The 26237-nt window shown below is 49.6% G+C and carries 19 protein-coding genes; 10 read left to right on the forward strand and 9 right to left on the reverse strand.

What is annotated here, in order from left to right; all coding sequences use genetic code 11:
• Nucleotides 1–25 precede the first annotated feature (25 nt).
• Entirely contained in the window at nt 26–196 is a 171-nt protein-coding gene (locus ACFQ2T_RS11100; RefSeq protein ID WP_379034396.1) for a DUF3309 family protein, read from the forward strand.
• 60 nt (nt 197–256) lie between these two features.
• On the opposite strand, the gene ACFQ2T_RS11105 is transcribed toward ACFQ2T_RS11100, so the two are convergent.
• Nucleotides 257–484 (reverse strand): hypothetical protein, encoded by a 228-nt coding sequence (locus tag ACFQ2T_RS11105; protein ID WP_379034398.1) that lies wholly within the window; start codon nt 482–484, stop codon nt 257–259.
• Nucleotides 485–773: 289 nt separating this feature from the next.
• Between ACFQ2T_RS11105 and ACFQ2T_RS11110 the strand changes: the two genes are divergently transcribed.
• From ACFQ2T_RS11110 to ACFQ2T_RS11125, 4 genes are all read left to right on the forward strand, one after another.
• Nucleotides 774–1145 carry a hypothetical protein gene (locus ACFQ2T_RS11110; protein WP_379034400.1) on the forward strand — a complete coding sequence of 124 codons (372 nt, stop codon included), beginning with the start codon at nt 774–776 and terminating at the stop codon, nt 1143–1145.
• A 74-nt stretch (nt 1146–1219) separates the two neighbouring features.
• Nucleotides 1220–2488, forward strand: a complete 1269-nt coding sequence (locus ACFQ2T_RS11115; protein WP_379034402.1) for a TolC family protein — start codon at nt 1220–1222, stop codon at nt 2486–2488.
• Entirely contained in the window at nt 2488–3645 is a 1158-nt protein-coding gene (locus ACFQ2T_RS11120; protein WP_379034404.1) for an efflux RND transporter periplasmic adaptor subunit, read from the forward strand. Before ACFQ2T_RS11115 ends, ACFQ2T_RS11120 begins: the two co-directional genes overlap by 1 nt.
• Nucleotides 3642–6836, forward strand: coding sequence for a CusA/CzcA family heavy metal efflux RND transporter (locus tag ACFQ2T_RS11125; RefSeq protein ID WP_379034405.1), 3195 nt, complete (start codon nt 3642–3644; stop codon nt 6834–6836). Before ACFQ2T_RS11120 ends, ACFQ2T_RS11125 begins: the two co-directional genes overlap by 4 nt.
• Nucleotides 6837–6963: 127 nt before the next feature.
• On the opposite strand, the gene ACFQ2T_RS11130 is transcribed toward ACFQ2T_RS11125, so the two are convergent.
• From ACFQ2T_RS11130 to ACFQ2T_RS11140, 3 genes are all read right to left on the reverse strand, one after another.
• Nucleotides 6964–8871: a PAS domain S-box protein gene (locus ACFQ2T_RS11130; protein WP_379034408.1), complete on the reverse strand. Its 1908-nt coding sequence runs from the start codon at nt 8869–8871 to the stop codon at nt 6964–6966.
• A gap of 276 nt (nt 8872–9147) precedes the next feature.
• Nucleotides 9148–9384 carry a cupin domain-containing protein gene (locus ACFQ2T_RS11135; RefSeq protein WP_379034410.1) on the reverse strand — a complete coding sequence of 79 codons (237 nt, stop codon included), beginning with the start codon at nt 9382–9384 and terminating at the stop codon, nt 9148–9150.
• Between the two features lies 1 nt (nt 9385).
• A complete protein-coding gene (locus ACFQ2T_RS11140) occupies nt 9386–9652 on the reverse strand; it encodes a hypothetical protein (RefSeq protein WP_379034412.1) in 267 nt (88 codons plus the stop codon).
• Nucleotides 9653–10049: 397 nt separating this feature from the next.
• Between ACFQ2T_RS11140 and ACFQ2T_RS11145 the strand changes: the two genes are divergently transcribed.
• Nucleotides 10050–11354: a sensor domain-containing diguanylate cyclase gene (locus ACFQ2T_RS11145; protein WP_379034414.1), complete on the forward strand. Its 1305-nt coding sequence runs from the start codon at nt 10050–10052 to the stop codon at nt 11352–11354.
• Nucleotides 11355–11364: 10 nt separating this feature from the next.
• Here ACFQ2T_RS11145 and ACFQ2T_RS11150 read toward each other — a convergent pair whose 3' ends face one another.
• Both ACFQ2T_RS11150 and ACFQ2T_RS11155 read right to left on the reverse strand, forming a co-directional pair.
• The gene (locus tag ACFQ2T_RS11150) at nt 11365–13401 is read right to left on the reverse strand and encodes a diguanylate cyclase domain-containing protein (protein WP_379034416.1); all 2037 of its coding nucleotides are present in this window, start codon (nt 13399–13401) and stop codon (nt 11365–11367) included.
• Between the two features lie 31 nt (nt 13402–13432).
• Nucleotides 13433–15517, reverse strand: a complete 2085-nt coding sequence (locus ACFQ2T_RS11155) for a putative bifunctional diguanylate cyclase/phosphodiesterase (protein WP_379034418.1) — start codon at nt 15515–15517, stop codon at nt 13433–13435.
• A gap of 370 nt (nt 15518–15887) precedes the next feature.
• Between ACFQ2T_RS11155 and ACFQ2T_RS11160 the strand changes: the two genes are divergently transcribed.
• The 4 genes from ACFQ2T_RS11160 to ACFQ2T_RS11175 all read left to right on the forward strand — a co-directional run bounded on the left by ACFQ2T_RS11160 (nt 15888) and on the right by ACFQ2T_RS11175 (nt 21114).
• Nucleotides 15888–16529 (forward strand): hypothetical protein, encoded by a 642-nt coding sequence (locus ACFQ2T_RS11160; protein WP_379034420.1) that lies wholly within the window; start codon nt 15888–15890, stop codon nt 16527–16529.
• Nucleotides 16530–16637: 108 nt separating this feature from the next.
• Nucleotides 16638–17297 (forward strand): pyridoxamine 5'-phosphate oxidase family protein, encoded by a 660-nt coding sequence (locus ACFQ2T_RS11165; RefSeq protein WP_379034422.1) that lies wholly within the window; start codon nt 16638–16640, stop codon nt 17295–17297.
• A gap of 161 nt (nt 17298–17458) precedes the next feature.
• Nucleotides 17459–20047 (forward strand): EAL domain-containing protein, encoded by a 2589-nt coding sequence (locus ACFQ2T_RS11170; protein WP_379034424.1) that lies wholly within the window; start codon nt 17459–17461, stop codon nt 20045–20047.
• A gap of 140 nt (nt 20048–20187) precedes the next feature.
• Nucleotides 20188–21114, forward strand: coding sequence for a choice-of-anchor A family protein (locus tag ACFQ2T_RS11175; RefSeq protein ID WP_379034426.1), 927 nt, complete (start codon nt 20188–20190; stop codon nt 21112–21114).
• A gap of 77 nt (nt 21115–21191) precedes the next feature.
• On the opposite strand, the gene ACFQ2T_RS11180 is transcribed toward ACFQ2T_RS11175, so the two are convergent.
• The 3 genes from ACFQ2T_RS11180 to ACFQ2T_RS11190 form a co-directional block, all read right to left on the reverse strand.
• Entirely contained in the window at nt 21192–22664 is a 1473-nt protein-coding gene (locus ACFQ2T_RS11180) for a porin (protein WP_379034428.1), read from the reverse strand.
• A gap of 180 nt (nt 22665–22844) precedes the next feature.
• The gene (locus ACFQ2T_RS11185; RefSeq protein ID WP_379034430.1) at nt 22845–24113 is read right to left on the reverse strand and encodes an OmpP1/FadL family transporter; all 1269 of its coding nucleotides are present in this window, start codon (nt 24111–24113) and stop codon (nt 22845–22847) included.
• Between the two features lie 43 nt (nt 24114–24156).
• Nucleotides 24157–26232, reverse strand: a complete 2076-nt coding sequence (locus ACFQ2T_RS11190) for a bifunctional diguanylate cyclase/phosphodiesterase (RefSeq protein ID WP_379034432.1) — start codon at nt 26230–26232, stop codon at nt 24157–24159.
• Between the last annotated feature and the right edge of the window lie 5 nt (nt 26233–26237).

Here is a 26237-nt window from a genome sequence, read left to right on the forward strand (position 1 = left end):
CTGAATTGATTTGCAGGAGAACACCATGATTAGTACTCTGCTTATTGTATTTGTCGTTTTGGCTGCGATCAGCGCCGCCCGTACCTTGCCTTATAACATTCATTGGGGTGAGTACGACTCTAATAAAGGTGTGATGGGCGTGGTAATTGCGGTGTTGATTATTCTGTCATTTACGGTCGGGTTTATTGAAGTTTAAATGTGCAATTGCTGACCAGATATACCTGTCTGAGTCAGGTGACATTTACATCCGTCGACTTCAATGCTCAAACAACACATGTCCAGCACTTGCCAGTTCAATGCGTTTGATATCGTAATCACTCAGGCTTGTTAAACCGGTAAATGTGATCTTTGCGCCTTTATCTTTGGCTGCATCGGCAATCCTGATCAGGTCATCAAGCGACTTGCTGTTTACACTCAGTTTAAAACCCAGTCCGGCATGGGCGATGCGGATTAATTCATCCGTGGCAATGGTTTCAAAACGCATGTCGTTTTCCTCCCCAGTGATTAACCAAACACTGACATTCCTGCGTGATAGTTCCGGTCACGATAGTGACCGTCCCTTGATTCACTCCCTGACTACAATTTTGTAGGAAGATCGCAATAAAAAACCACGAAAAGCCAGCTTACACCTTTATTAAACTTTGTTAAATATTTATCTAAATAATATTTTTACATTTGGGATTGCAGGACGGATATAAACTCTTATTTGCCGATTTTGGTCGCCGTGATATTAATCAAATGATCATTTTTTGTAATATGCTAAAATCAAATCAATGAGAAAGTCTTTTCTATGCATGCTGATGCTATTGCTTCCATTGCAGCCCCTGGTGGCTGCCGAAGCCGAGTTTGCACACCTGATGCAAGGCCAGCATTCAGCTAAAGAAACCATGCAGCATATGATCGAGCACATCAATCACGTGGCCCATCATCACCATCAGGATGGCAGCTCGCATGAGAGTAAATCCAGCAAGTCTGCACTGCATATACTGGTCTGCGATTGCGTATGCAGCCTGATCATGCTGCCAGCCAGCGAGAAAGTGTTCACTGCCGAGTCTTTTGCAGATTCGGCCCCTGTCTTTACTTCTGAGTTATATCAGAGTCATTCACCTCCCCCGCTGACCAAACCACCCCTCCAGGCCCTGTAGCGGTTAGATCGCTGGCACATTGCCGGCGCTAACCGCCTGCTTTGCTGAATGTTTTCAACTTGCAGGGGTTTCCCATGTTTTGTTTCCTACAGTCTGCGTATCGCTATGGATACGCATTGTTATGTCTTTTATGGATGCTGGTTACCGAGTGTATTCATCTCGCAGTGGCGGAAGAAGCGCCGAATTATAGCGATCTACTCAGGCAGGCGCTGGTGCAGGCACCGGTGCTGGTCGAGCAGGCGGCTAATATCCGCGCAGTTTCTGCGGATGCCCGGCAAGCCGAGGTGTTTCTGAACCCGAATATCAATGGCATGACCGAAAACCTGAATGCGGCTGCCAGGGACAACCAGCCGCGCCAGGATACACTGATGATTACCCAGCCTTTTGAAATCGGCGGCAAACGTGCCGCAAGGATAGAGGCCAGAAAACGGGATGTCACGGTGGCTGAAGCCAGGGAAAATCAGATCCGGGTCAATTATGCCGCCGAGCTGGCGACCGCTTATGCGAATGCCGAAGCCATGCGTAACCGGGTGCAAATTACCGGGGATGATTACACGCGTGCGCGGGAAGATCTCAAAGCCGTCACTGCTTTGGTCAATGCCGGGCGTGAAGCGCGGCTCCGTTTATCCCAGGCGCAAGCCAATGCAGCAGCGGCTCAAGCTGCTGAACAATCGGCACAAGCTTATTTTACTGAAGCATTGGAAAGGTTGTCAGCCATCAGTGGCGCCAGGGAGTCTTTTACCAGCGTGCCGGATGACTTCATCAGCAAGGCGATAGTGACTAAGGTAGACAGGTCGCAAACCAGTGACGAAATCACGCCGGCCATTGCCAGCGCGCAAACCGAAAAAGAGGCCCTGGAAGCGCAAGTACAGTTTGAAGAGAAACGTTGGCTTCCGACTGTAGGAGTGAGTGCAGGCGTCAGGCGTTTTGAAAGCAGCAATGACAATGCCTTTGTATTCGCCATCAGTTCTGATATCCCCGTCTTTGACCAGAACAAAGGCGGTATTGCCGCAGCCAGGGAGCGGGTGCTGGCTGCAGATGCCAGGCTGGATGCTGCCAGGTTGATGGCGGGTGCGAATCGCCGTTCGGCACTTTCACATGTAATAGCCTCTGAAAAACGAATGGACGCTGCCAGTCAGGGTGAGGCGGCTGCCTCGGAAGCATACCGGTTAGGAAAGATAGGCTATGAAACGGGCAAGACTTCGCTGATGGAATTGCTGCTGATCCGCAAATCACTGACCGATGCGCGCCTTTTAACAGTAGATGCTAAATATTCACTGGTGAAAGCGCTTGCCATCCTCTCGGCGTCAGAAGGACGTATCGCATTTGGAGACATCAAATAATGCACACTCAGAATAACACCTGGATATGGGTATTGATCACGGCCCTGCTAGCCGGTACAGCAGGCTATTTTCTCGCATCGGACCAGCAACCGGCGCCATCCCCTAAAACGGAGGTTGCCGACACCAAACAACCAACCGATATTGAGATCAAGCTGCCCGAATCTTATCTGGCCTCTTCCAATATTGTGGTTGAACAGGTGACCGCAGGCGACATTGCGGCTGAAATCACTACTTCCGGCAGGGTGGAAGCCGCGCCAGGAGGGGAGGCCAGTGTGATAGCCAAAGTGGCCGGTACCATCACACGTATCAATAAGCGGCTTGGTGATACAGTCGAGGCCGGGGAAGTGGTGGCTATTGTCGATAGTTTCGAAGCCTCTGCACTCACGGCTGAGCGCAATACTGCCCATGCAAAACTAGACCTGGCGCGAAAAGTATATCAGCGCGAGCTGAGCCTTTTTGAGCAGGGTGTCACGCCCAGGCAAGAGATGGAATCAGCACATTCTGCATTAAAGCTGGCAGAAGTTGAGGCCTCAAAAGCGGACGCGGTGGTTAAGGCTGCCAGAGTTTCCCCGAATGGAAATTCCATACTGGTGGTGAGCCCGTTCAAGGGCCATATCACTTCCGAGTCCTCCCTGGTCGGCACCTTTGTGCAGCCGAGTGTAGAGATTTTCAGGGTGGTGAGTAATCAGCAATTACAGGTTGAGGCTTTTGTCACTGCCACTGAAGTTTCCAGGGTAAAGGTAGGCGACACTGCGACGCTGACCACACGTAATGGCAAAAAAATCACGGCCAATGTGCATTCGATTACGCCATCTGTGAATGGCAATAACCAGGCCGCCACCGCCATCCTGACCACCGATGTGCAGAATCCGCCTTATGTGCTTGGCGAAGGCCTGCAGATCACGCTGCATTCGCATCCTGATAAAGATACCGGACTGGTTATCCCGGAAGATGCCATACAGCGGGTGGATGGGCAGGATGTGGTGTTTATTCGAACGGCAGAAGGCTTCAAGCCACAGAGTGTGGCTGTGGGCATGCGAAGTGGCGGGGAAGCGCAGATATTGTCCGGGCTCGATCAGGGTGCATCTATCGCCACCCGCAACGCTTTCCTGTTGAAAGCTGAATTGATCAAAAGTGCGACTGCGGAGGAAGAATGATTAACGCGATTCTTGCTTCGTCTGTCAGCAAGCGCTGGCTGGTTATTTTTCTCACGCTGATTGTTGCCGGTATTGGCGCCTGGCAACTGAATCTGTTGCCGATAGACGTGACGCCGGATATCACCAATAAACAGATACAACTGAATACGGTCATCCCCACCCTGAGTCCGGTCGAGGTGGAAAAGCGGGTGACTTACCCGATTGAAACCGCCATCGCTGGCCTGAACGGCATTGAAAGTTTCCGCTCGATTTCCAGGAACGGGTTCAGCCAGGTGACGGTGATTTTAAAAGATAGCGCCAATCTTTACTTTATGCGGCAGCAGGTGTCCGAACGCCTGGCGCTCGCTCGTTCAAGCTTGCCTGCCGGTGCAGAACCTATCATGGGTCCGGTATCTACCGGGCTGGGTGAAGTATTCCACTACAGCGTTGAGTTTGAACATCCCAATGGCATCGGTGCAGAAACAAAAAACGGCAAACCTGGCTGGCAGTCCGATGGCAGTTTCCTGACCGAAGAAGGTGAATACCTGAAAGACCAGGTTTCCCAGGTGGCTTATCTGCGCACGGTGCAGGACTGGATTATCCGCCCGCAGCTACGAACCACACCTGGCGTGGCTGATATTGATAGTCTGGGTGGTTATGTTAAACAGTATGTCGTGGAACCGGATCCTGCCCGGCTGGCGACCTATGACATTTCTTTGCTGGAACTGAGCCAGGCGATAGAAGCGGCGAATGTCTCTGCCGGGGGTAATTTCGTGCAGAGGGCAGGGGAAGCTTACATCGTCAGGGCTGATGGCCGTTTGCAAAACGGCGAAGAAATCTCACGCGCCGTGGTAGCTAACCGCAATGGTGTGCCGGTCATGGTGGGCCAGATTGCCAATGTGGTGATTGGCGGCGAGTTGCGTACCGGGGCTGCCAGTAAAAATGGTGTTGAGGCCGTTGTCGGCAGTGCCTTGATGCTGGTGGGTGCGAATAGCCGTATTGTGGCCGGTGCAGTTGGCGACAAGCTTAAGGATATTAGCAAGACGCTGCCGCATGGCATCATCATTGTGCCTACCCTGGACCGCTCACAACTGGTGATTGCCACCATCAAAACCGTGTCCAAAAATTTGCTTGAAGGTGCGTTGCTGGTGGTCGCTATCCTGTTTGCGATTCTGGGCAATTGGCGTGCGGCCTTGATCGCGGCGCTGGTCATTCCTCTTTCATTCCTCATGAGTGCCATTGGCATGAATCAGCTGGATATCTCCGGCAATTTGATGAGTTTGGGTGCGCTCGACTTTGGCCTGATTATCGATGGTGCCGTCATTATTGTTGAAAATACGGTCAGGCACCTGGCGGAAAAGCAGGTGCAATATGGCCGGTTGCTGACATTGCAGGAGCGCCTGGCAGAAGTTATTGCATCCTCCAGGGAAATGGTCAAACCCACCATCTATGGTCAGGTTGTCATTTTCCTGGTGTTCCTGCCATGCCTGACTTTTCAGGGCGTTGAGGGGAAGATGTTTTCTCCCATGGTCATTACCCTGATGCTGGCCTTAGCGTCTGCCTTTGTGCTCTCATTAACCTTTGTGCCAGCCTTGATTGCGGTACTTCTGAAAGGTGATTTGCAGGAGAGAGAAGTCAAAGTCATCCAGGTTGCCAAAAAACACTATGCACCTATCCTGAAATGGACGATCCGCAATCCCTTGATCATCATGCTGGGTGTGCTGGTGATTTTGCTGGTTGCAGTGTTTGCATTCAGGTCGGCAGGCCGGGAATTTATGCCTACCCTGGATGAACAGAACCTGAATCTCTCGTCAGTCAGGATTCCGTCTACCTCCATAGACCGTTCACTAGCCCTCGACCTGCAGATTGAACGGGTGGTCAAAGCCCTGCCTGAAATTGAAATGGTGTATTCCAAAGCCGGAACGGCCAGCCTGGCAGCTGACCCCATGCCACCTAACGCTTCAGACAATTACATTATCCTGAAACCCAAGGCAGACTGGCCGGCTGGTATCACTACCAAACAACAGGTGATAGACCGCATCAGGCAAGCGACTAAGCCGGTGGTCGGCAATAACTACGATGTCACCCAGCCGATTGAAATGCGCTTCAACGAACTGCTTGGCGGCGTGAGAAGCGATGTTGCGGTCAAACTGTATGGGGATGATGTCGACCAACTGGCGTTAACGGCCAGGCAAATCACTAATGTGCTGCGCAATACGCCCGGTGCGGTCGATACCCGTTTTGCCCAAACCACCGGTTTCCCTACCTTTGATATCGTGTTTGACCGCGCCGCGATTGGCCGCTATGGCCTGTCTGTGAAAGAGGTGGCAGAGACGGTGTCTGCCGCGCTGGCAGGGTTGCCTTCCGGGCAGGTGTTTGAAGGCGACCGCCGCTTTGATGTAGTGATCAGGCTGCCGGGCGCGCTGAGAAACAACCTGGATATCCTCGGTGCGCTGCCGGTCAAATTGCCTGCTGCAAAAAATGGAGAAGATGGGGCTGTGCTGTTGCGGCAACTGGTGCAGTTCAGGTTCAATGAGGGTTTGAACGAGGTTAGCCGCGATAACGGTAAACGGCGTATCTATATCGAGACCAATATCGAGGGCCGTGACCTCGGCAGTTTTGTCGATGAGGCGAAAAAACGCATAGAGAAAAAAGTCGTGTTGCCTAGCGGCTCATGGATTGAATGGGGCGGGCAATTCCAGAACCTGCAGGAGGCAACCTATAGATTAATGATCGTCATCCCGGTGTGCCTGTTACTGATCATTGTCACCCTCTATTTAGCCGTTGGCAGCGTGCCACTGGCTGCCATCATCATGACCGCGGTGCCGCTGTCCACTGCAGGCGGCGTATTTGCGCTGGTGTTGCGTGATATGCCGCTTTCAATTTCTGCGGCGGTAGGTTTTATCGCAGTTTCCGGCGTCGCCGTTTTAAACGGATTGGTATTGATTGGCTCCATCCAGAAACGGGTGCAGGCCGGGATAGCGGCTGATTTGGCTGTGATTGACGGCACTATCGAGAGGTTGCGACCAGTGCTAATGACCGCACTTGTCGCAAGCCTCGGCTTTATCCCGATGGCAATTGCGACCGGCACTGGCGCGGAGGTGCAGAAGCCGCTTGCGACTGTTGTGATCGGCGGGCTGGTTACTGCCACCATCCTGACATTACTCGTGTTGCCTATGCTGACGGCAGCGTATTTTAAAAGAGAAGCATAATCTAAACAGGTAATGGTCAAAAAGTGAAAGGTGGAATCATTCTGTTGATGGCTAAGTCCATACCAGCCGATTTCCATCCGCAATCCAGTATAGGTGGGTGCTAAGTGGTGAGAGTGATCATTGATCATTAATCTATGATCACTACCCCGTTTTTTCCGTTCTTTTTGGCGGTATACATGGCTTTGTCCGCCAGCCTGATCAACTCCAGTGGCTCTATGGATTGAGGTTCCGGACCGCCATAATAGGCGATGCCTATGCTCAGCGTGATATTCAGCTGCTTGTCGCCTATCTGCACCGTTTCGGCAATTATTTTCTGGATATTGGCCGAGATCCGTTTGGTGTCATCTTTGCTTTTAAGGTTTTCAAGCACAATCACAAACTCATCACCGGCATACCTGACCACAGTGTCGGACGCCCTGGTACATTGATTGATGCGGTTGGCGACTTCGCGCAGCAACTGGTCACCGGCTTGATGACCGTGGGTATCGTTAATCAGTTTGAATCCATCCAGGTCTATAAACACCAGCGCCACATAAACGTTGTTCGCCCGGGCACGCTGGAAAGCAATCGGCAGGATTTCTTCCAGCTTACGCCGATTGGCCAAGCCGGTGAGCGGGTCATTCCTGGCTTCATTCTTGAGCAGGTTCTCAAGTTGCTTGCGCTCGGTGATATCCCTCAGAAATGAGGTAAACAATACCTGTTCGTTGATCTCAAGCGCGTTGACCTGCAATTCAATCGGTATGCGGATGCCATCTTTGCGCATTGCTTCGAGTTCAATCCTGTTCCCCAATATCTTTGATTTTTTTTCACTTAGATAGAGATGCATACCCGCATGATGGGCGGCTTGGGATTCTGGCGGAATGATCAGTTTTTCAAGTTTCCTGCCAATGGCTTCTTGCTCCAGCCAGCCAAAAGTATGTTCTGCCTGTTTATTCCAGGCGGTGACTAGTCCGCCTGCATCCATGCAGATATAGGCCTCATTAGCATTGTCCAGAATCGTTCTGAGCTCGAGTTCCTTGTTTTGTAACTCTTGTTCGGAGTGGATTTTTTCCTGATAGGCCTTGGATAGTGATTGGTTGACCAACCTGAGTTCATCCGTGCGTAGCGCGACTTTTTCTTCCAGGGTTTTTCTCAAGGCAGTCAGTGCAAGCTCGGTTTCTTTTTCTGACTGAATATCCTGGATCGTGGAAAGAAAATAAGCAATTTCACCAGTTTCCGTTAATTGTTTGGTCACAGTAAGGCCAGTCCACACACTTAAACCATCACTTCTGATATATCTTTTTTCTAATTGATAGCGGTCTATTTTATGTGTGACCAACTGATCCAGCAGATTCAGGTCAGTGTTTAAATCATCGGGATGGGTGATGTCCTGAAAAGTTAAATTCAACAATTCTTCTCTCGAATACCCCAAAATGCTGCACAACTCATCATTGACCTCTAGCCATGTACCGTCCGGTTTTACCATGGCGATGCCTATGGGGACGTTTTTAAAGATACCCTGAAATTTATTCTGCGCGACATCAATGGAATCTTGCGCACTGAGCATGCGCTCGCGGAATTGAATCTCTTTGGTGGCCAATTGGGCCAGATCATTGAGCGCCTTTAATTCACTCACGCTGGGGCGTTTAGGCTTGTTATCGATCACGCACAAGGTGCCCAGTGAATAACCTTCCACGCTTTTTATAGGAATACCTGCATAAAAACGGATATTGGGCGCATTGACGACCAAGGGGTTACTGGCGAAGCGTTCATCATTGCTCGCATCTTCAACGATAAGCTCCTTGCCACTGCTCACGGCGTGTGTACAAAAAGAGATATCCCTGGCGGTTTCGGTGGCTTCTATGCCGTGCCTGGATTTGAACCACTGCCGGTTCTCGTCGACCAGGGAAATGACAGAGATGGGGGTGCCGAGTATGGTGGATGCAACACGGGTAATGCAGTCAAAAAACTCATCCGGGTCTGAATCCAGTAATCCCAATGACCTTAACTTTTCTAGTCTTAGTTTTTCATAACTGGGTTTTTCATAACTGGTCACAATGTCTCCCGTGAGTGAATGCATTCAAACTATATAAAAATACTCATAAAATATATAGTCATAAAAGAGTCAGTTTGAGAGCGTTTTTCTTCGCTTTACAGTCAGACCTGTGTGCAAGAGGGACGTTCGTTTTAAATGGCCGCCTCAAGCAGCGGCCGTGAACTATTCGCGTTGCGATGGTTTACGCAGCGATACAACAAAGTGCGGTTCTAGAAGCACTAGCGTTCTTTGAACAACAGCGAATGACCTGGTAATACCGAGTTTTAACGGCAGCCTTTATTTTTTGGAGGATGCTGTGTTTTTCCTCGGGTCTTCGGCCGGATTAGTATAGGTAATATCCCAGGGCCCGGTGGCAATCAGTTCAACAATGGTTTCCTGGTCAGTTGTCCATACATAATGCGTATGCCCGGTAGGCAGGACAAAGCTGGAGCCGGCATTGAGCACTTCGCCTTTGGTTTTGTCCAGCACTTTACCCATGCCATTTCCCAGTTTGCCACTTAGCACAGTCACCACTTCAGTATAGGGATGGGTATGCGGTGGAATCGGGGTAATTGGCAGGAAATTTCAGCCAGGCAATAAATACGCCTTTTTTAGTCGGGTCACCAACCAGGATGGCACTTTTTGCCCCTTTGGGTAAGATAGGCTCGTCTTTCCATTGCACATTTTCCGGCGTGAATGATTGCATGGTGCTGGCATGCATGCGCTCGATATTATCTTGTGCAAAGGCAGCGGTTGCCGCGCTTAACATAATGGGTGCAATGAGTAATGATAGATTTTTCATGAATATCCTCTCGTGAGTAGCTAGTTATTTTCAGGCATATACAGATCTGTATATACAAGGACTATTGTTGCCGAATTCAGCTTTATCAGGCTGTACTTAATCATGAGCTCGGACTAAGGTAAATACTGATTCATTCCTGTGATAAATCCTTAGCTGAAAACTGCGATGGTGAACAAAGCCTTGTTTTTATGGATATTAGCCATGTTGTGAGGAAAATATCCGCGATCAATGCTGCTGAATGTGCTTTTATCACGGTAATTGATTTCGAAACAAACCAATAAACACCGTGCTTTTGTATCAAAAGAGCGTAGGCTTGTTAAAATAAAATCCTTACAAACCACTATGTGATCAAAAACCGGTGTTTCGTAAACCCAGTCAAACATTGAAAAGCTTCTGTGTGGCTGCGCTGGCAGGGCTGCTTGCTTTTTCGTTCTGGTACTCCCTGTTTGAGTACCAGCGTCAGAAAGATGAGAGCGAGGCATACCTGGAAGCGTCATCTTACGGCAGTTTGCTCCGTTCCGAAATGGATCGCGAGCTGAACGCGCTGCTGTTCATCTCCAATGGCTTATCCAGCTTTATCAAAGTCTACCGCAACGAGTTGGAGACCAAGAAGGTACAGGCGATTCTGGCCGACTTGTGGACCCAGGCCCAGCATGTAAGAAATCTGGCAGTGGCAGTCAATTACAAACTGGCCTATGTCTATCCCGAAAAATCCAATGAGAAAATCGTCGGTATCGATTACCGCGACGTGCCTTCACAGTGGCCGAAAGTCAAACTGGCGATCGACTCCAGGCAAGGTGTGCTCGATGGCCCGCTGGACCTGATCCAGGGCGGCAGCGGCATGATCTACCGCTTTCCGATTTTTGTGGATGGCGAGTACTGGGGCATTATGTCCACTGTCATTGATACACATGGATTTTTAGAGGCGGCATTTAAAGATCACTTGCGTCACGAGTTTACGTTTGCAATCAGGACCGCAGATAACAAACATGTGTTTTATGGTGACCCGGCGTTGTTCAGGCAGAAACATGTCTATATCCAGGAAAGCCAGGTGCCGAATGGCAAGTGGGAATGGGCGATTGAAAATAAAAAAATACATGATTTGCATGACCGCAGGTTTGGCGTGTCCCTCAGCCTGTTTTTTAGTATGCTGGTCGGGCTGTTTGCTTACTTTTTTGCCAAAGAACGCTACTACCTGTCTGAGGGTGCATTGATGGACAGCCTGACCGGCTTGCCGAACCGCCGCTTGCTGGAGAACCGCCTTAACTACGTACATTCGGAAGCAAAGCGTTTTAATAAAATGTTTGGCATGATGGCGCTGGATGTCGATCACTTTAAAAGTATCAATGACAATTACGGCCATGATGTCGGCGACGAGGTGATCAAGCAAGTTGCCAATGTGCTTAAATTTAATATCCGCGATGTGGATACGGTGAGCCGGATCGGCGGCGATGAGTTTGTGATCGTGGTCAGGGACCAGCACTCAGAAGAAAGCCTGGTCAAGGTCGCAACCAAGCTTTTAAACGTATTTAAAAAACCTATGCATATTCACGGTCACGAGATCACGGTGCACTTGAGCATAGGCTTAACGTTATTTGAACCAACTTCTGAATTTACCTTGAAGCAGTTATTCAAGCAGGCGGATATCGCCCTGTATCAAGCCAAGCAAAAAGGCCGCAACACTTACAGTTTCTGGCAATAAATATTCCTGCCTACACTTCTGAAAATACAAAGCGGTCCTTGCCCAGGTTTTTGGCTTCATACAGGGCTGCATCACCACGCTCAAACAAGTGATCCACCGAGACTTGGTTGCCGTTAAACAGCACAAAGCCCATGCTGGCGGTGACCTTGAATACATGTTCATCAATTTCATAGTGCTGATTCAACAGCGTTTTCATGCGCCCGCAAAATTGCATTGTCGTGTCTTTGGCAGCCTGCCAGTCAGCCCCGGTGTCACTGATAATAATCACGAACTCATCGCCACCTAGCCTGGCAGCGGTATCGTTGCCGCGTACAGAGCGTTGCAGCCGTTTGGCAACCTGCTTGAGTAATTCGTCGCCGCTGGCATGGCCATAGGTATCGTTGATGTGCTTGAATTTATCCAGGTCCAGCATGATCAATGCGCCATACACTTCGGCCCGTTGGCAATTGGCCATGGTGATTTCGAGTCGCTCGTGCATCAGCCTGCGATTGGCGAGCCCGGTCAGCACGTCGTGTAAGGCCAGGTAATTCGCACGCTCTTCAGCCAGTTTGCGCTCGGTGATATCGGCGCGTATGGCCACATATTGTAGAGGTTTATTATCCGGCCCCAGAAAAGGCACAATGGTGGTGTGCACCCAATACAGGCTGCCATCTTTCGCGCGGTTGCAAATTTCACCATTCCACACCTGTCCCGATGAAATCGTCTGCCACAGATCCCTGAAAAAAGCGGTAGGGTGCACGCCGGAGTTAATGATCTTGTGCGTGCGGCCGATCAGCTCGGCACGCGAATATTTGGATATCTCGCAGAACTTGTCATTCACCTTGGTAATAATGCCGTTGCGGTCAGTAAACGCAACAATCGCGTGCGCATCCAGCGCGGCATTCAACTCCGTCAGCTCGCGCACAAACTGCCTGACTTTTTGCTGCATGATTTCCTGATTCGAGGTATCCAGGATAATCATGAGCACACCGCCTTCATTGTGCTCATCCGGTTCCGGCACTACCTGAACGTGCCGGTAAGCTATTTTGGAATCGACTTTTTCAATCGAATAGTTAAAGTTGCCTTGCTTGCCCTCTAGTGCTTTTGCCAGGTGCATGCGAGCTGTTTCGCGAATCTCATGTGGCAATATTTCATCCACATGTTTACCGATAGTGTCATCCAGGGGAAACCCCATGACTTTCTCGTGGGTAGTATTCACGTAACGGTAACGCAGGCTGTGATCCAGCCGGGCGATCGAGAGCGGTAATGCCTGGATCAATGTATTCAATTCGGTTTGATTTTGTTGCTGGATTTGCTTCAGATTCTGCGAGTATTGATCAAAAGTGAACACAAACGTCAGTTTCGACAACAGGATATACGCAATCAGCGTAAACATATGGCTGGCCAGTTCGCCAACATCAGAGCCAGTCTCGTGCGATTGCAGGCAAAGCAGGCTTAGGCCTGAAAACACACAGGTATAGGCCAGCAGGCAGGCGCGCTCGTGTTGCAGCAAGGTGGTTGTGGATTGCGAGAATAACAAATAGGCAAGTGCCACATACAGCAAGGCCAGCATGTATCCCGCTACCGCGTAAACAAAGATGGAACCGGCCGATTGCACCTGGTTGGAAGGGATATAAGGCTCGGTGAATAACAATAAAACCATAGCAAGGCTTAAACCTGTAATCAGCAATGTCTGGCGGCTCGCGCGGAGCTTGATGCCAAACGTCAATGCGGCATACACCATGATCTCGAACAGCCGGGCATAGAACAGGAATGCCGTGGTTTTATGGGGAGGTTCTAAAGTATGTTCGTTGACGAAACCATACAGGTAAGCTGCGTGCATGATGACCACCAGCGAGAAGCCGGTGAGCAGGATATGGTTCACATTTCTTTCAGCTCCGGCGCGCGAGAAACCCAGACCTGCCGGCAGGCTGTTCCATGCGGTAATCGCAATCAGCGCCGATATCACAATCACAAATAGTTCGGCCAGTAGCTGGATTTCCATCAGCATTTCGGAAACGATAGGTGATAGCACATGTTGTGGCACAACATACACCGTCAGTGTCATTATGGCTGCCGCAGCGACAAGATTTCTTAGACTAAAAAATGCCTTCATGAGTTACCTGCTTATGGTTCAGGGCAAAAGTGGTAAAGGCTTCTCCAAACAAAGGCATGGAGATCAGGTAGCCTTGCAGCTCATCAACGCCGCAAGCAACCATGCAAATGCGTTCATCCTCAGATTCGATGCCTTCAGCCACCGTCCTGATGCGCAGGTCTTTCGCCATCTGGATAGAGGCGCGGATGATTGGCAGGCTGCCGGTGCGTATGCTTTGCACAAAGCTGCGGTCAATTTTCAGTTCATGTATCGGTAGTGTATGCAGTAGGCTGAGTGAGGAGTAGCCGGTACCGAAATCGTCGATAGAGAGCTCAACCCCAAGTTGCCTGAGCTTTTTCAGCTTCTCAATCGTGAGCTGTGGTCGCAGCATGGCGGCAGATTCGGTAATCTCAAAACAGATCGTATCAGGCGGGACTTTGTATTTTTTCAGCAGGGAGGCAATGCTTTCCACCAGGTCTGGTTGTTCAAGCTGGTAAGGAGACAGATTGATCGAAAGCCGCAAATGCAGGTGGTCGGCTATCCAGCGTGCCTGTTGTGCCAGGGATTGGTGCAGGATCAACTGGCCAATGGCATTGATCAGCCCGTACTTTTCAGCGATGGGGATGAACTTGGCCGGGCTGATAAACTGGTTATCGCCAGTGCTCCAGCGGAGTAGTGCTTCGGCACCGATCAGTTCGCCAGAATTGGCATCCACCTTGGGCTGGAAAGCCAGCCTGAACTCGGAGTCATGGATGGCTTTACGCAACTGGCCCTGGATCTCCAGTTCATCACGGGTATCTTTCAGCATGTGAGGCTCAAAGCTTAACCAACTGACGCTGCTGCGCTGCGCATAGTCACACGCCGAACGCGACATGGAAGGCAGTTGCATCAATTCGCCATATGAGTTGGCGGTGGCAAAACCAATCTGGCAGCCTACTGAAATCGACTTTCCATCGATTTCAAAAGGCTGCGAAATGTGTTCACTCAGTTGTGAGATAAATGCCGGGATATCCGAAATGTAATGGGTGGACAATATTTCGAATACATTCTCCGATGCGCGATAAAGCGTGCCGTTTTGCAGCTTATGGCCATGGATACGGTCTTTCATCAGGTGGATGACTTTATTGCCAAACTCCTGCCCCCACGAGTCACAGATAGACTCATAACTGACCAGCAGGATTTTGATCAGGTGTGCATGGTTGTGGTTGGTTTTAACCAGTTCGCGCAATTTCTGGTCCAGCGCATTCCGGTTGGGTAACTCTGTAATAGTGTCGACAAATAATAGTTGTTCCAGTAACTCTGTTCTATTGGTCAGGTTACGGTTCTGCTCCTGCAGCTTCGATTCAATACGCGCTTCAATATTGCTGGTAAACATCATGCTGGCGGCAAGAATCAGCCCGCAGATGATCACAATAGTCGCCAGTGTGCCGGTAGAAAAAGCTGCGTTGTTAATGCAAAAACTGCCTTGCGGGAAGCTGGCACCAATCACCCCGGTGTAATGCACGAAAAATAAGATCACTCCCAGAGCGAGGGCGACAAAAAAGCGCACATGACGTTTTTTATCAGCCGGTAACTTGCTCTTCCACTGCGTCCACGCCACGGCACTCAAACTAAGCACGATGGCGAGCACCAGTGACATCAGTACCCACCCCCAGTCCCACTTGGCACTAGGTACGGTCTGAGCGGAAAAAATCCCCAGGTAATGCATGAGGCCCAGGCCGACGGTGAATCCCAGCGTGCGCAACACAATGTATGTCGAAAAAAGTCCGGCTTTCATCCTGAAGGCTGAAATCAGCGAGTAGGCAGCCAGGATGGAAATAATCAGGGAGGTAAAGGTGAGGGTGGTATCAAAGTACAGCGTAAAGCCCGGGTGCCAGCCTAGCATGCCGATAAAATGAAAGGCCCAGATACCAAATCCGAGCAGCAATGTTTGCCAGATACGCCATTTGCGGGCATTCAGGTAATCCAGGCTGCGGATGGTCGACTCTATCACGAGCACCCCCCACCAGATACTGCACGACATCAGTAGTGATAGCAGCACTACGAACGGGTTATTCTGTCCCGTTAAAAAGTAGCCTAGTGTCGACATGGATTCCTTGCTCTGATCCTGTTCAGGAAACGTTAATCTAAAAAAACGTTAAAAAATCAGATATATGCAAAGATGCTGATCTGCATGCGTGACTCGCCAGGCTGGATCAAATGCATCTTTTGCAAGGGTGTTACCCATTCCCACAGAGATTGCGCGTTTAAAGCCTATGCCGACTAGGCTTTAAATGCTTGTGCAACTAACTATCTCTCAATCACATGATAGCATTGCATTTTTATTTATATCAATGCACTTAATGAAGTTAAAGAAAAATATTTTTACATTCGTTTATTGTTCCTCACTTTTACTTCCCCTCGGTCATGCTTCAGAAGAGCCGGTTTTCCATGAAACGGACGCGGCACACAGTGATCGCTTGCTGAAAATCCCTGAGCCCATGGTGTACGACCTGGTGCGTCCTTTAGGGGTAAGGCAGGGCGATATGGAGGTGAATGCGCTGGTGGATATCAATCCGCAGACTGAGGATGTCAGCTGGGCACCTGAAGTGGAGTATGGATTGGCAGATGACCTGGCGCTGGAGCTTGAATTGCCTTTTGAGGATGCCAGCCATGAAAGATACAAGGTGGCTATCCAGAAAACGTTGGGTATTTATAACCATCTCGGCATGGCTAATGGCTGGCAGGCCTTTGTTGACCTGAATAAACACACTAAAACCCTTTCCGGCGACGCGACTTATATTCATGCCGTGCGCTGGGCTGATCAATGGTCTTCACTGAGTATGCTGGGCTTGCGCTTTCATGGCATCAATCGCAGTGCCGAGGTCGAATATCTGCTGAACAATACGGTGTTCTATGATGTTTCACCCAGGTTGACCCTGGGTCTGGAACTGAATCAGGAAGTCAGCAGCGGCGGGACATGGCGGTACCGGCTGACGCCTCAGTTGCACTATGATATCGACCAGCATTACACCATACAGGCAGGTGCTGCGGCCTCGACACTCAACGCTACCGGCAAAACAGAAAAGTTATGGAGTTTCAGACTGATCCGCGTGTTCTAGTGACGATTATCCGCGCCGGATTTACAATATCTGTTCGCTACTTGGGTTGACTGTTCATTCAAGTATGCCATTTCTGAAGAGATTGAAAAAATTGGATAGGGGCAGGTCATGAGTCGTTTATATGGGGAAGTACATCGCAAGGTGCAGGATGAGCAAGGCACCAGGAAACTGGCTGACAGGATAGAGGAAATCGCCTGTAAAACCGAGATTGATGCCGATGCTCAAGCGTTTATTGAATCACTGGATATGTTTTTTCTCTCGACAGTGGACCACAACGGGCGGCCAACAGTTTCTTACAAAGGCGGCTTCACAGGCTTTGTCAGAGTTGTGGATGCCCACACGCTGATTTTTCCGGTATATAACGGCAATGGCATGCAATTGTCGGTGGGCAATATGGTTGGCAATGCTGAGATCGGTATGCTGTTTATTGCGTTTGATAAGCCGCATCGCATCCGCCTGCAAGGCGTGAGTAACGTTTCCAAAGATCCGCAGTTGCTGGCCATGTATCAGGAAGCGGAATTTGTCGTCAAGGTCACCTTGTCCGAATTGTGGCAAAACTGCCCGCGCTATATTCATCGCTACACCCGTCAAAGCCCGTCACGCTATGTGCCGGTGGCGGAGTGCCAAACACCTTTGGCCGAGTGGAAGCGGTTTGAGTTTATGCAGGATGTGTTATCCGAAGAAGATGCTAGAAAAGCGCAGGACGCCGGCTTTATCCAGGTGGAAGACTGGGTAGAGAAAATCAAGGCTGGCGCACCTGATGTCTGATTTTTGCCTCATGCCACACATGTATTGTCATCATTATTATTAAATTAATTGTATGGAGATGGTTTTAATTTTTCTTATCCCGCATAATCGTTAAAAACCTTTATAACAATTATTTTCCTGTGACGAAAGATCAATTGATGTAAGTGGTCACTCCCTTCGCCATGTGGAATTTTATTCGATACGCATCTCTTCTGCTTTTTAGCCTGGTATCTGTATGCCAGGCTGCGGCCGCGCCTGCCAAGGCCATCACTGTCATCAGTGATGATAATTACCCCCCGTACCTGTTCAAAGATGACCATGGCAATACCGTGGGCATTGTGGCCGATTACTGGAAACTGTGGGAGCAGAAAACCGGTGTCAATGTGACACTGATTTCTACTAGCTGGGAGATGGCACAGCAGCAATTGCTGAGTGGCAATGCCGATGTGATTGAAATGATTTTCCGCAACCCCGAGCGGGAGAGTAAATATGCTTTTTCTGCACCTTATGCCACCGTACCGGTAGGCATTTATGCCCACGAAAGTATGAGCGCCCTGATTTCTGCCGACTCGCTGACCGGATTTACCGTTGGTGTGCAAAAAGGCGATGGTTGCATTTTCAAGCTGAAAGAAGCAGGGGTGAAGTCTTTCAGGGTCTATAACTCCTATGACGAAATTATCCAGGCCACGCTGAACGAAAAAGTCATGATCAGCTGCATGGATGACTATCCTGCCCGTTACTATTTATACCGCCTTGGCGCAGAAAATAACATCTTGCGTGCATTTACCCTTTATCAGGGTCATTTCCACCGCGCGGTCAAAAAAGAAAACCAGCCTATGCTGGCATTGGTGGAACGAGGTGCCGCGTCGATTACAGCCGCAGAAATCGCTGCCATCGAATCAAAATGGAAAGGCAGCCATGTTCCGCGCAATGCTTATTCGAGGCAGGCCATCCTGGCGGGTGTGGTGGTATTGATTGTCGGTGCGCTGCTGATGCTGCTGATTTATACCCTGCGCGTTGCCGTGAGGCGCAAGACGGCTGAGATTCAGAGCAAGAGTGAAGAAATTGAAAACCAGCGCTTACGGCTGACCGAGATCATAGATGCGACACGGGCAGGCACCTGGGAGTGGAATATGCAGACCAGTGAATGCCAGTTCAATGCGCGTTGGGCGGAGATTGTCGGCTATACGCTGGAAGAGTTGGAGCCGCTGACGCTGGAGGTCGCCAAATCCCTGATGCATCCGGAGGATTTGCAGGTAGCCATGCAGATGATTGAACGCCACCTCAACCGGGAAATGGATTTTTATGAGTGTGATATCAGGATGCGACACAAGGATGGTCGCTGGATATGGGTGTCTGACCGCGGCAGCCTGATCTCGCGTACGCCTTCCGGCGAGCCGCTGGTCATGCGCGGTACGCATTTTGATATTACGGACAAGAAAGCGGCAGAGGAAGTAATCTGGCGGCAGGCCAATTATGACAGCCTGACGCAATTGCCTAACCGGCATTATTTTAACCAGCGGCTGGTGGAAGCCATAGAGGAAGCTTCTGCAAAACAGCAGCGGTTAACGTTGCTGTTCCTGGACCTGGACCAGTTTAAAGATATTAATGATACGCTGGGGCATCACTGGGGTGATGATTTGCTTATTGAAGTCGGGCGCCGCATCCAGAAAAACCTGCCGGTCGCTGCCATCGTAGCCCGCCTGGGAGGGGACGAGTTCGCTATTATCCTGACGGAAGATGTCGCAGATCTGCAAAGGTTGTGTACGCAATTGCTGCAGGATATTTCCCACTCCTACACCCTGGGAGGTGAGCGCATATTCGTCACTGCCAGTATCGGCATCAGCCAGTTTCCCGATGATGCGGTCAATGCCGACGAAATGATCCAGCATTCTGACCAGGCCATGTATGAAGCCAAAAGCCGCGGACGTAATAATGTAAGGTATTTCTCGCTGGCAATCCGCGATGCGCTGGCACAGCGTACTTCACTCGCCAGGGATTTACGTAGCGCCGTTGATAACAATGAGCTGCGGGATTATTACCAGCCGATTATCTGCCTGCGTACCGGCAGGATCGTCAAGGGCGAGACATTGATGCGCTGGCAGCACCCTACGCGTGGACTGATCAGCCCGACATTGTTTATTCCGGTTGCCGAAGAAACCGGCGAGATTATCCGCATGGGTGACTGGATATTCAGGCAGGCTGCGCAGAATGCACTGAAATGGCAGTCACTGGCAGGCGACGAATTCGCTATCAGCGTCAATAAATCGCCGATGCAGTTTATCGACCCTTCAACAATGAGTGACGATTGGATACAGCTTCTGCACACCCTGGGTGTGGATGGCAGGCGCATTGTGGTAGAAATCACAGAAGGGCTGTTATTAGACCCTGATCCTATTGTAGAACAGCGCTTGTTGCATTTCCGGGATAGGGGCATCCAGGTCGCGATTGATGATTTTGGCACCGGTTACTCATCGCTGTCTTATCTGAGCAAGTTTGATATTGATTACCTTAAAATCGACCAGTCATTCACACGTAACCTGAACGAAGGCAATGAAAGTTATGTGCTATGTGAAGCAATTATTGTCATGGCTCACAAGCTCGGGCTCAAAGTGATCGCTGAAGGCGTGGAAACCGCCCTGCAGCGCAACCTGCTGCGCGATATTCATTGTGACTACGCGCAGGGGTTTTTCTATTCTCCACCGGTCCCTGCTGACGTGTTTGAAGACTTGCTCAAGGCAGACTCACAGCAAAACATGACTAGAGCCTGATTTCAATAAAGTACTGATTTGCCTGCGCTACCTGGCATTTCCCCCAAAGTAAAAGAAATTAAAAGCGCAAGCTAATTGCTTCATTATTCATTAGCATGCCGGATTCCTTGTTGCTTAAAGAAATCGGCCCTGATCAGAATATGAAATCATTCGTTAAAAGTTTAATCATCACTGCACTGTCATTGCAGGCATTCAGCGCTTCGGCAGCCATCCTGGATTTTGGTGTTGCCGGGCAATTTAATGTATTTGTGTTTGAGGATTTCACCAGCAGCAATTCTGATGTTGAAGGTGCCGTAGCGGTAGGTGGAGCTTTTAAGGCGACCAGCTATTCTGTGAATGAACGCAACAAGGCAGTCGCAGGCAACGCGCTGGTGGTGGGAAAAGACCTGGATTTCAGTAATGGCAGTGTCAAGAACGGCAATATCAACGCAGGTGGCACAATCAAGACTTCAGGTTTTGGCTTTGATGGCAGTCATATCAATACGCATCCTGTCAATTTCGCAAATGAACGTACCTACCTGACAGATCTTTCAGCCAGCCTGAATAGCCTGGCCAATACAGGTACTGCCACCTATAACTATTCCGGTTTGCAGTTAACAGCTGGTAATAGCACGGATGCACAGATTTTTGACATCGACGGCAGCTTGTTTAACTCCAGGAACAATACCACTTTCAATGGTTTCGCCAATGGCCAGACCATTATCCTGAACATTTCCGGTAATGGCTTGAAGTTTGATGGCGGCACCGGTACCGATTTTGGCAAGTATGGTTTCAATGTGATTTATAACTTTTACCAGGCGACTACGCTAGATACCGGCTCTGGTGCAACAGGTAGCATACTTGCACCGCTGGCAGATATTACCGGTGGCTACACTGCAATCAACGGTAACGTGATTGGCAAAAGCTGGAACACCAACACGCAAGTCAATGTGAACGGTATGTTTAAAACGACCGAAGTTGCCGGGCTGACGGTGACGCCAGTGCCTGAGCCTGAATCTTATGCCATGCTATTGGCAGGGCTGGCAGTGGTTGGTAGATGCTCACGCAGGCGCGTATTTAAAGCCTGATCGCAATTCGGCTAGCGCTGACCCATATAAAAAAGACTCAAGCTTTGCTTGAGTCTTTTTTGTTTCCAGCACCGTTTTTAAAACTTGAGGCGCAGGCCTGCACCTACGCTGTTGACATCACGGTAGGTGGTGGCACTCGGGTATTTGTCACCTGAAAAGTGGTTGGTGGTATAAGCGACATAAGTATCAAAGCGTTTGTTGAACCGGTAGTCAGCCATCGCTGTCCAGGTATCGATTTTGCCCTGTGAATTGGTTGAAATCGTCGGTCCTTCAATGGCATCCGCTTTGGTTTCATAGAAACCGATAGAAGTGGTCAGGCCAGCCAGTACAGGCACACGTTGCGCAAAGTCAAAGTTGGCACCCAGGTAATACACATGATTATCCTGCTTAAAACCTGGCCGCAAAGCCGAGGTTGCCACGCCGCCGAACACCGTTTGATCATACAGGTTGTGATAACTGATGGTAGGCGTAGATGAAGGTTTTAACTGGTACCATTCCATACCGCCTATGATTTTCAGGTCTTTGGTGGGTGACCATCTGCCGGTCAGCAATGCGGCTTCGGTGTTAAGCAGGGCGACTGCAATGGTGTCATTTGCCAACGGGTTGCCAGGTGCAGCCACACCGGAACGCACCGAGTCGAAAAACTTGTCATAGGCAAACTGGACGCCGAATGCACTGCTTTCGTAGCCTAGTTGCGTGGTAAAGCCATTGCCGTGCGAGGTGCCTGCCGAATTGCCGAACTGGTTGATGACTGCATAATTGATTTTGTCATGATCTTCCAATTCGTACACATTGGCGTATTTAACAGAGTTTTTCATACGCGAGTTTTCTGAGACACCACCGCCACCGCCAACCGTGCCGCTTTCACCCAATGGTGAAAAACTGTCCGCTTTGCCGTTCGGGTCATAGGTGACGGTAATTTCAAAGAACGGGTTGTACTGGGTACCATAGGTCATTTTACCTAATGAACCACCGTCTATCCCTGCCCAGGCTTGACGGGTGAACAGTTCACCGTTCATGGATGAGTTGGTGCTGACGCTGGAGTTGGCATTAGTACCGGAGTTGTCTGCCAGCGTTTGTGCAGCATCATGTAATTTCATATCCAGCGTATTAAAACCGGCTTCAAATTGATAGATGAATTTAAAGTCATGATCCCATGCCTGCAGTTTGGCGACTTCGCCCTTGAAGCCCAGGCGTGAGCCTTGCCAGCCACCATTGACCCAGTTGGTTCTTGAAGTAGTTCTGGGCGTCTTTTTTGCGCCTGCGTAAGGATAAAAGTTATTCGCTAATTCGTAGCTTTCAGGTAAAGAGTGGTTGATATGAGTGAGGCCAATATCTACCAGACCATATACCTGGAAATAAGAGGGATGATCGCCCAAGTCAAAATTGATCCTGAACGGATTATCATCATTCATAAAACGTGTCAGGAATGAAGGTGATTCTTGTGAAACTGCCGTGGGCTGGTCTGCCGGGCTTTGTGCCTCGGCGGCAAATGCCTGGTGAATGGCAAGTGGCAGTAATGCGAATGTGAAAAAATGCTTGATGGTCATCCATTATCCTTGAAAGCGATGTTGCGGGTTATTTCAAAGAGTGGATTCTCGTTTTTGCGTGTGAATGTTAGATGACAATCGGCTTACATCAACCTGACAACTTGATTTGGGTGGCAGCGAGTGTAAAGAAAAAGCCGTGCTTTTCAGAAGCACGGCTTGTGTAAAACAGCAGTGTGTAAGCTAGAAATTATAGGCAAATTGCAGGCTTAAAATATCGGCGCTACCTTCATATTTTCCTGCGATCAAGCCTCTTGTCGGACGCTGATCATCGTTAATGCGCGCATCTTTGATAAACAGATGCGTGTAGCCGATATCCAGTTTAGTCTGGGGACTATATTGCCAGCTGGCACCTAGAGAAAACCAGATACGATCATTGCCCGGGATGCGCGCGGTGCGGTGCTCGTTATCAATCGCTTCATCATCATAAGCAAGGCCGGTGCGCAGTTTAATCGTGTCAGAGTAGAGGTAATTCAAGCCAACTGAGTAGCGAAATACATTATTCCAGTGCTCGGTGATTGTAGGACCCACTGTGGTATTGCTGCCATTCTCACGGATGATGCGGAGTTGCTTGAACTGGCTCCAGCGCGTCCAGGTGATATCAGTCAACAATTCCCACTGATCATTCAAGTGGCTGAACGCACTAAAAGAAAATGTTTCAGGTAATGTCAGGTCTGCCGAGATATCGGTATTCAACGTCTGTGTAGGACTGCCGTTGGCTAAAGTAAATGGCGAGCGTACATCGCCTTTTAAATGCTGTTCCACTTTAGAGCGGTAAGCCACCCCGAAACGGGTGTCAGGTGTAGCCTGGTAAATGGCGCCCAGGTTATAACCAAAACCCCAGTCATCACCCTTGTTTTTGACGGTGGTTGTACCAAGCAGACCTAAATTAGCTGCGCTGGTCAGTTCGGCCTCAGCCCACATGGCTGAAATGCCAACACCTAGCGACCATTGGTCATTTACTTTCCAGGCCAGTGAGGGATTAATATTAATTGTTTTTAGTTCTGATTTAACTGCTTGGAAACGTCCCAGCCAGTTCCGGTTGTATTCTGTTTTCAAGCCAAACGGAGTGCCAATGCCTATGCCGAATTTCAATTGTTCGGTCAGGTCTTGTTTGTAGTAGAGGTTGGGTAAAAAAGCCCAGCTACCGAAATCACCGCCTTCGCTGCCTAACGGACGTCCCGCAGCGGCTAAACTCCCTTGATTGTCAAAATCACCCGAAGTCTTTATTGTATGTAAAGCACCAACCAGCTGGCGCCCTTGAATATAAGTCATCCCGGCCGGGTTGAAGTAAATCGTGCTCGCATCTTCAGCCACTGCTGCTGCACCGGCATAGGCGTTGCCCATGCCACTGCCACTTTGCTCGGAAAGCGCAAAGCCAGCCGCATGGCCTGTGAGTTGCTGAGCCGATAATAGAATGCCAACCAGCAATGGCGATGAAAAACGTGACATGAAACCCCCTAAAGCTTGTATGTATTTTAACGCTCAACCAGTATTACGCTTCCGGTAGTACTACTTTACGGAAACCTGCAGGAATACTTTCCGGGAAATCTGCCAGGAAAGTAGTGGTCTGGCTGGCCGACAATGCGGCACTGAACAGGTACCCTTGCACATGGTGGCAGAGTTTGTATTGCAGGTATTCAAACTGGATGGCGCTTTCCACGCCTTCCGCCACCACTTTCAGGTTGAGGCTGACCGCAAGGGCCACCAACGCATCCACAATAGCGATATCCACTTTGTCATGCGGAATGCCGCCGGTAAATTGTTTGTCAATTTTGAGGATATCTACCGGCAGTTGTTTCAGGTAATTCATGGAGGAATGACCAATGCCAAAGTCGTCAATCGCAATGCCTATGCCCAGTTGTTTCAATGCATAAAGGATATGCTTGGCGGATTCGATATTGCGCATCACCATGGATTCTGTGATTTCCAGATTGAGTGTGCGCGGGGCAATATGATAAAAATCCAGCGCGTGGCGTATGGTGTCGGACAAACTGTCATCATCCAGCTGGCGGGAAGAGATATTGACGTTCATGAACAGCTCTTTATCAAACATTTGCTGCCACATGGCCAGTTGTTTCAATGACTGATGGATGACCCAGGCCCCGATGCTGATAATCAGGCCGGAGCCTTCTGCCAGGTGAATAAACTGGTCTGGTGCAAGCACACCTTTAGTCGGGTGGCGCCACCTGAGCAAGGCTTCAAAGCCTATGGTTTTTAATTGCTGGGTATGGATGATAGGCTGGTAGTAGAGCTCCAGCTCCTGGTTCTGCAGTGAAAAATGCAGTTCTTCTCGCAATGTGCGTAGCTCAGAAGTATTGGTTTCATCTTCATTGCTGTAGAAACGATAGGTGTTTCTGCCTGCATCTTTGGCCTGGTAAAGCGCCATATCGGCATTTTTCATGACTTCAGTTTTAGAGTCAAAACCTGGCCTTAACGTGGCTATGCCAATGCTGACGCCGATATGAATTTCATGATCATCGACAATAAATGGCGTGGAAATGTTTTGTATCACCCGGTTGCAGACCTGTTCTATGGTACTGCGTTTAGGCGCTTCTAGAATCACGGCGAATTCATCCCCGCCCAGCCTGAATATCGCATCATCCTGCGACATATTGCCGCGCAGCCTGTGAGCGACCTGTTGCAACAATTTGTCGCCGGTATTATGGCCAAACGTATCATTGACGATCTTAAAGCGGTCCAGATCCAGCAATAGCAGGTAAACGCATTTGCGTTCATCCGCAGGCGTAGTGATTTTTTTGGTGATGATTTCTTCGAACGCGTGGCGATTCAGTAACAGCGTGCTTTTATCGTAATGCGCCAGGAATTGCAGTTTCTCTTCAATCTCCTTGCGGTGCTCCAGCTCTTTCTGCAATTGGGCATCGCGCTGGCTGATACTTTCCAGCATGTTGTTGATGTCTTTGCCCAGCAGCCCGATTTCATCCTGGCTGGTGGTGTAAATGCGTTGCTCGTAGTGGTGATTTTGCGTGATGTTGCTGACGAAGGTTTGCAGGGTATGAATCGGGCCGACAATATAGCGGTTCAAGCGCCACATCACGAAATAACCGAACAGCGCCGCTGCAATGGCGGCAACAGTATTTGACCAGGCAAAGCCGATCAGCATGTCGACAGTTTGTTCCTGTTTGATGATGGCGCGTAGAGTGCCTACTGTTTTTTCGTTCACAACAATAGGGGCATTGAGCTCCATATCGCCAAAAAACGGGTAAAGCCATTGCCATGCAGAAGAACTGGGCAGGTGTTGAGGGTGCAGGCTTTCCAGCTTGTTTTGATGCTGGTCCAGTATCACAATGGTGCGGATATTGGTGTTGTCCGATAAGGGTTCCAGTGTTTTGGTCGCTGAATCCAGTTCGCCAAACATGACTGCCGGGCCGATCGAGGTAGTCACCACATTCATTTGCAGCAAAATGCCCTGTGCCAGGTGCGAGCGTAGATCGTGATAGTGATTACCAAGGGCGAATATGCTAAATACCAATAGCATGCTCAAAGTCATTGCCAGTTCTGTCAGCAGTAATTTCTCGGCAATTTTCAGGTTACGAAACAGTCTTAACATACACG

It is taken from the genome of Methylophilus flavus (assembly GCF_042678905.1).
In the GTDB taxonomy this organism is placed as follows: Bacteria; Pseudomonadota; Gammaproteobacteria; order Burkholderiales; family Methylophilaceae; genus Methylophilus; species Methylophilus flavus.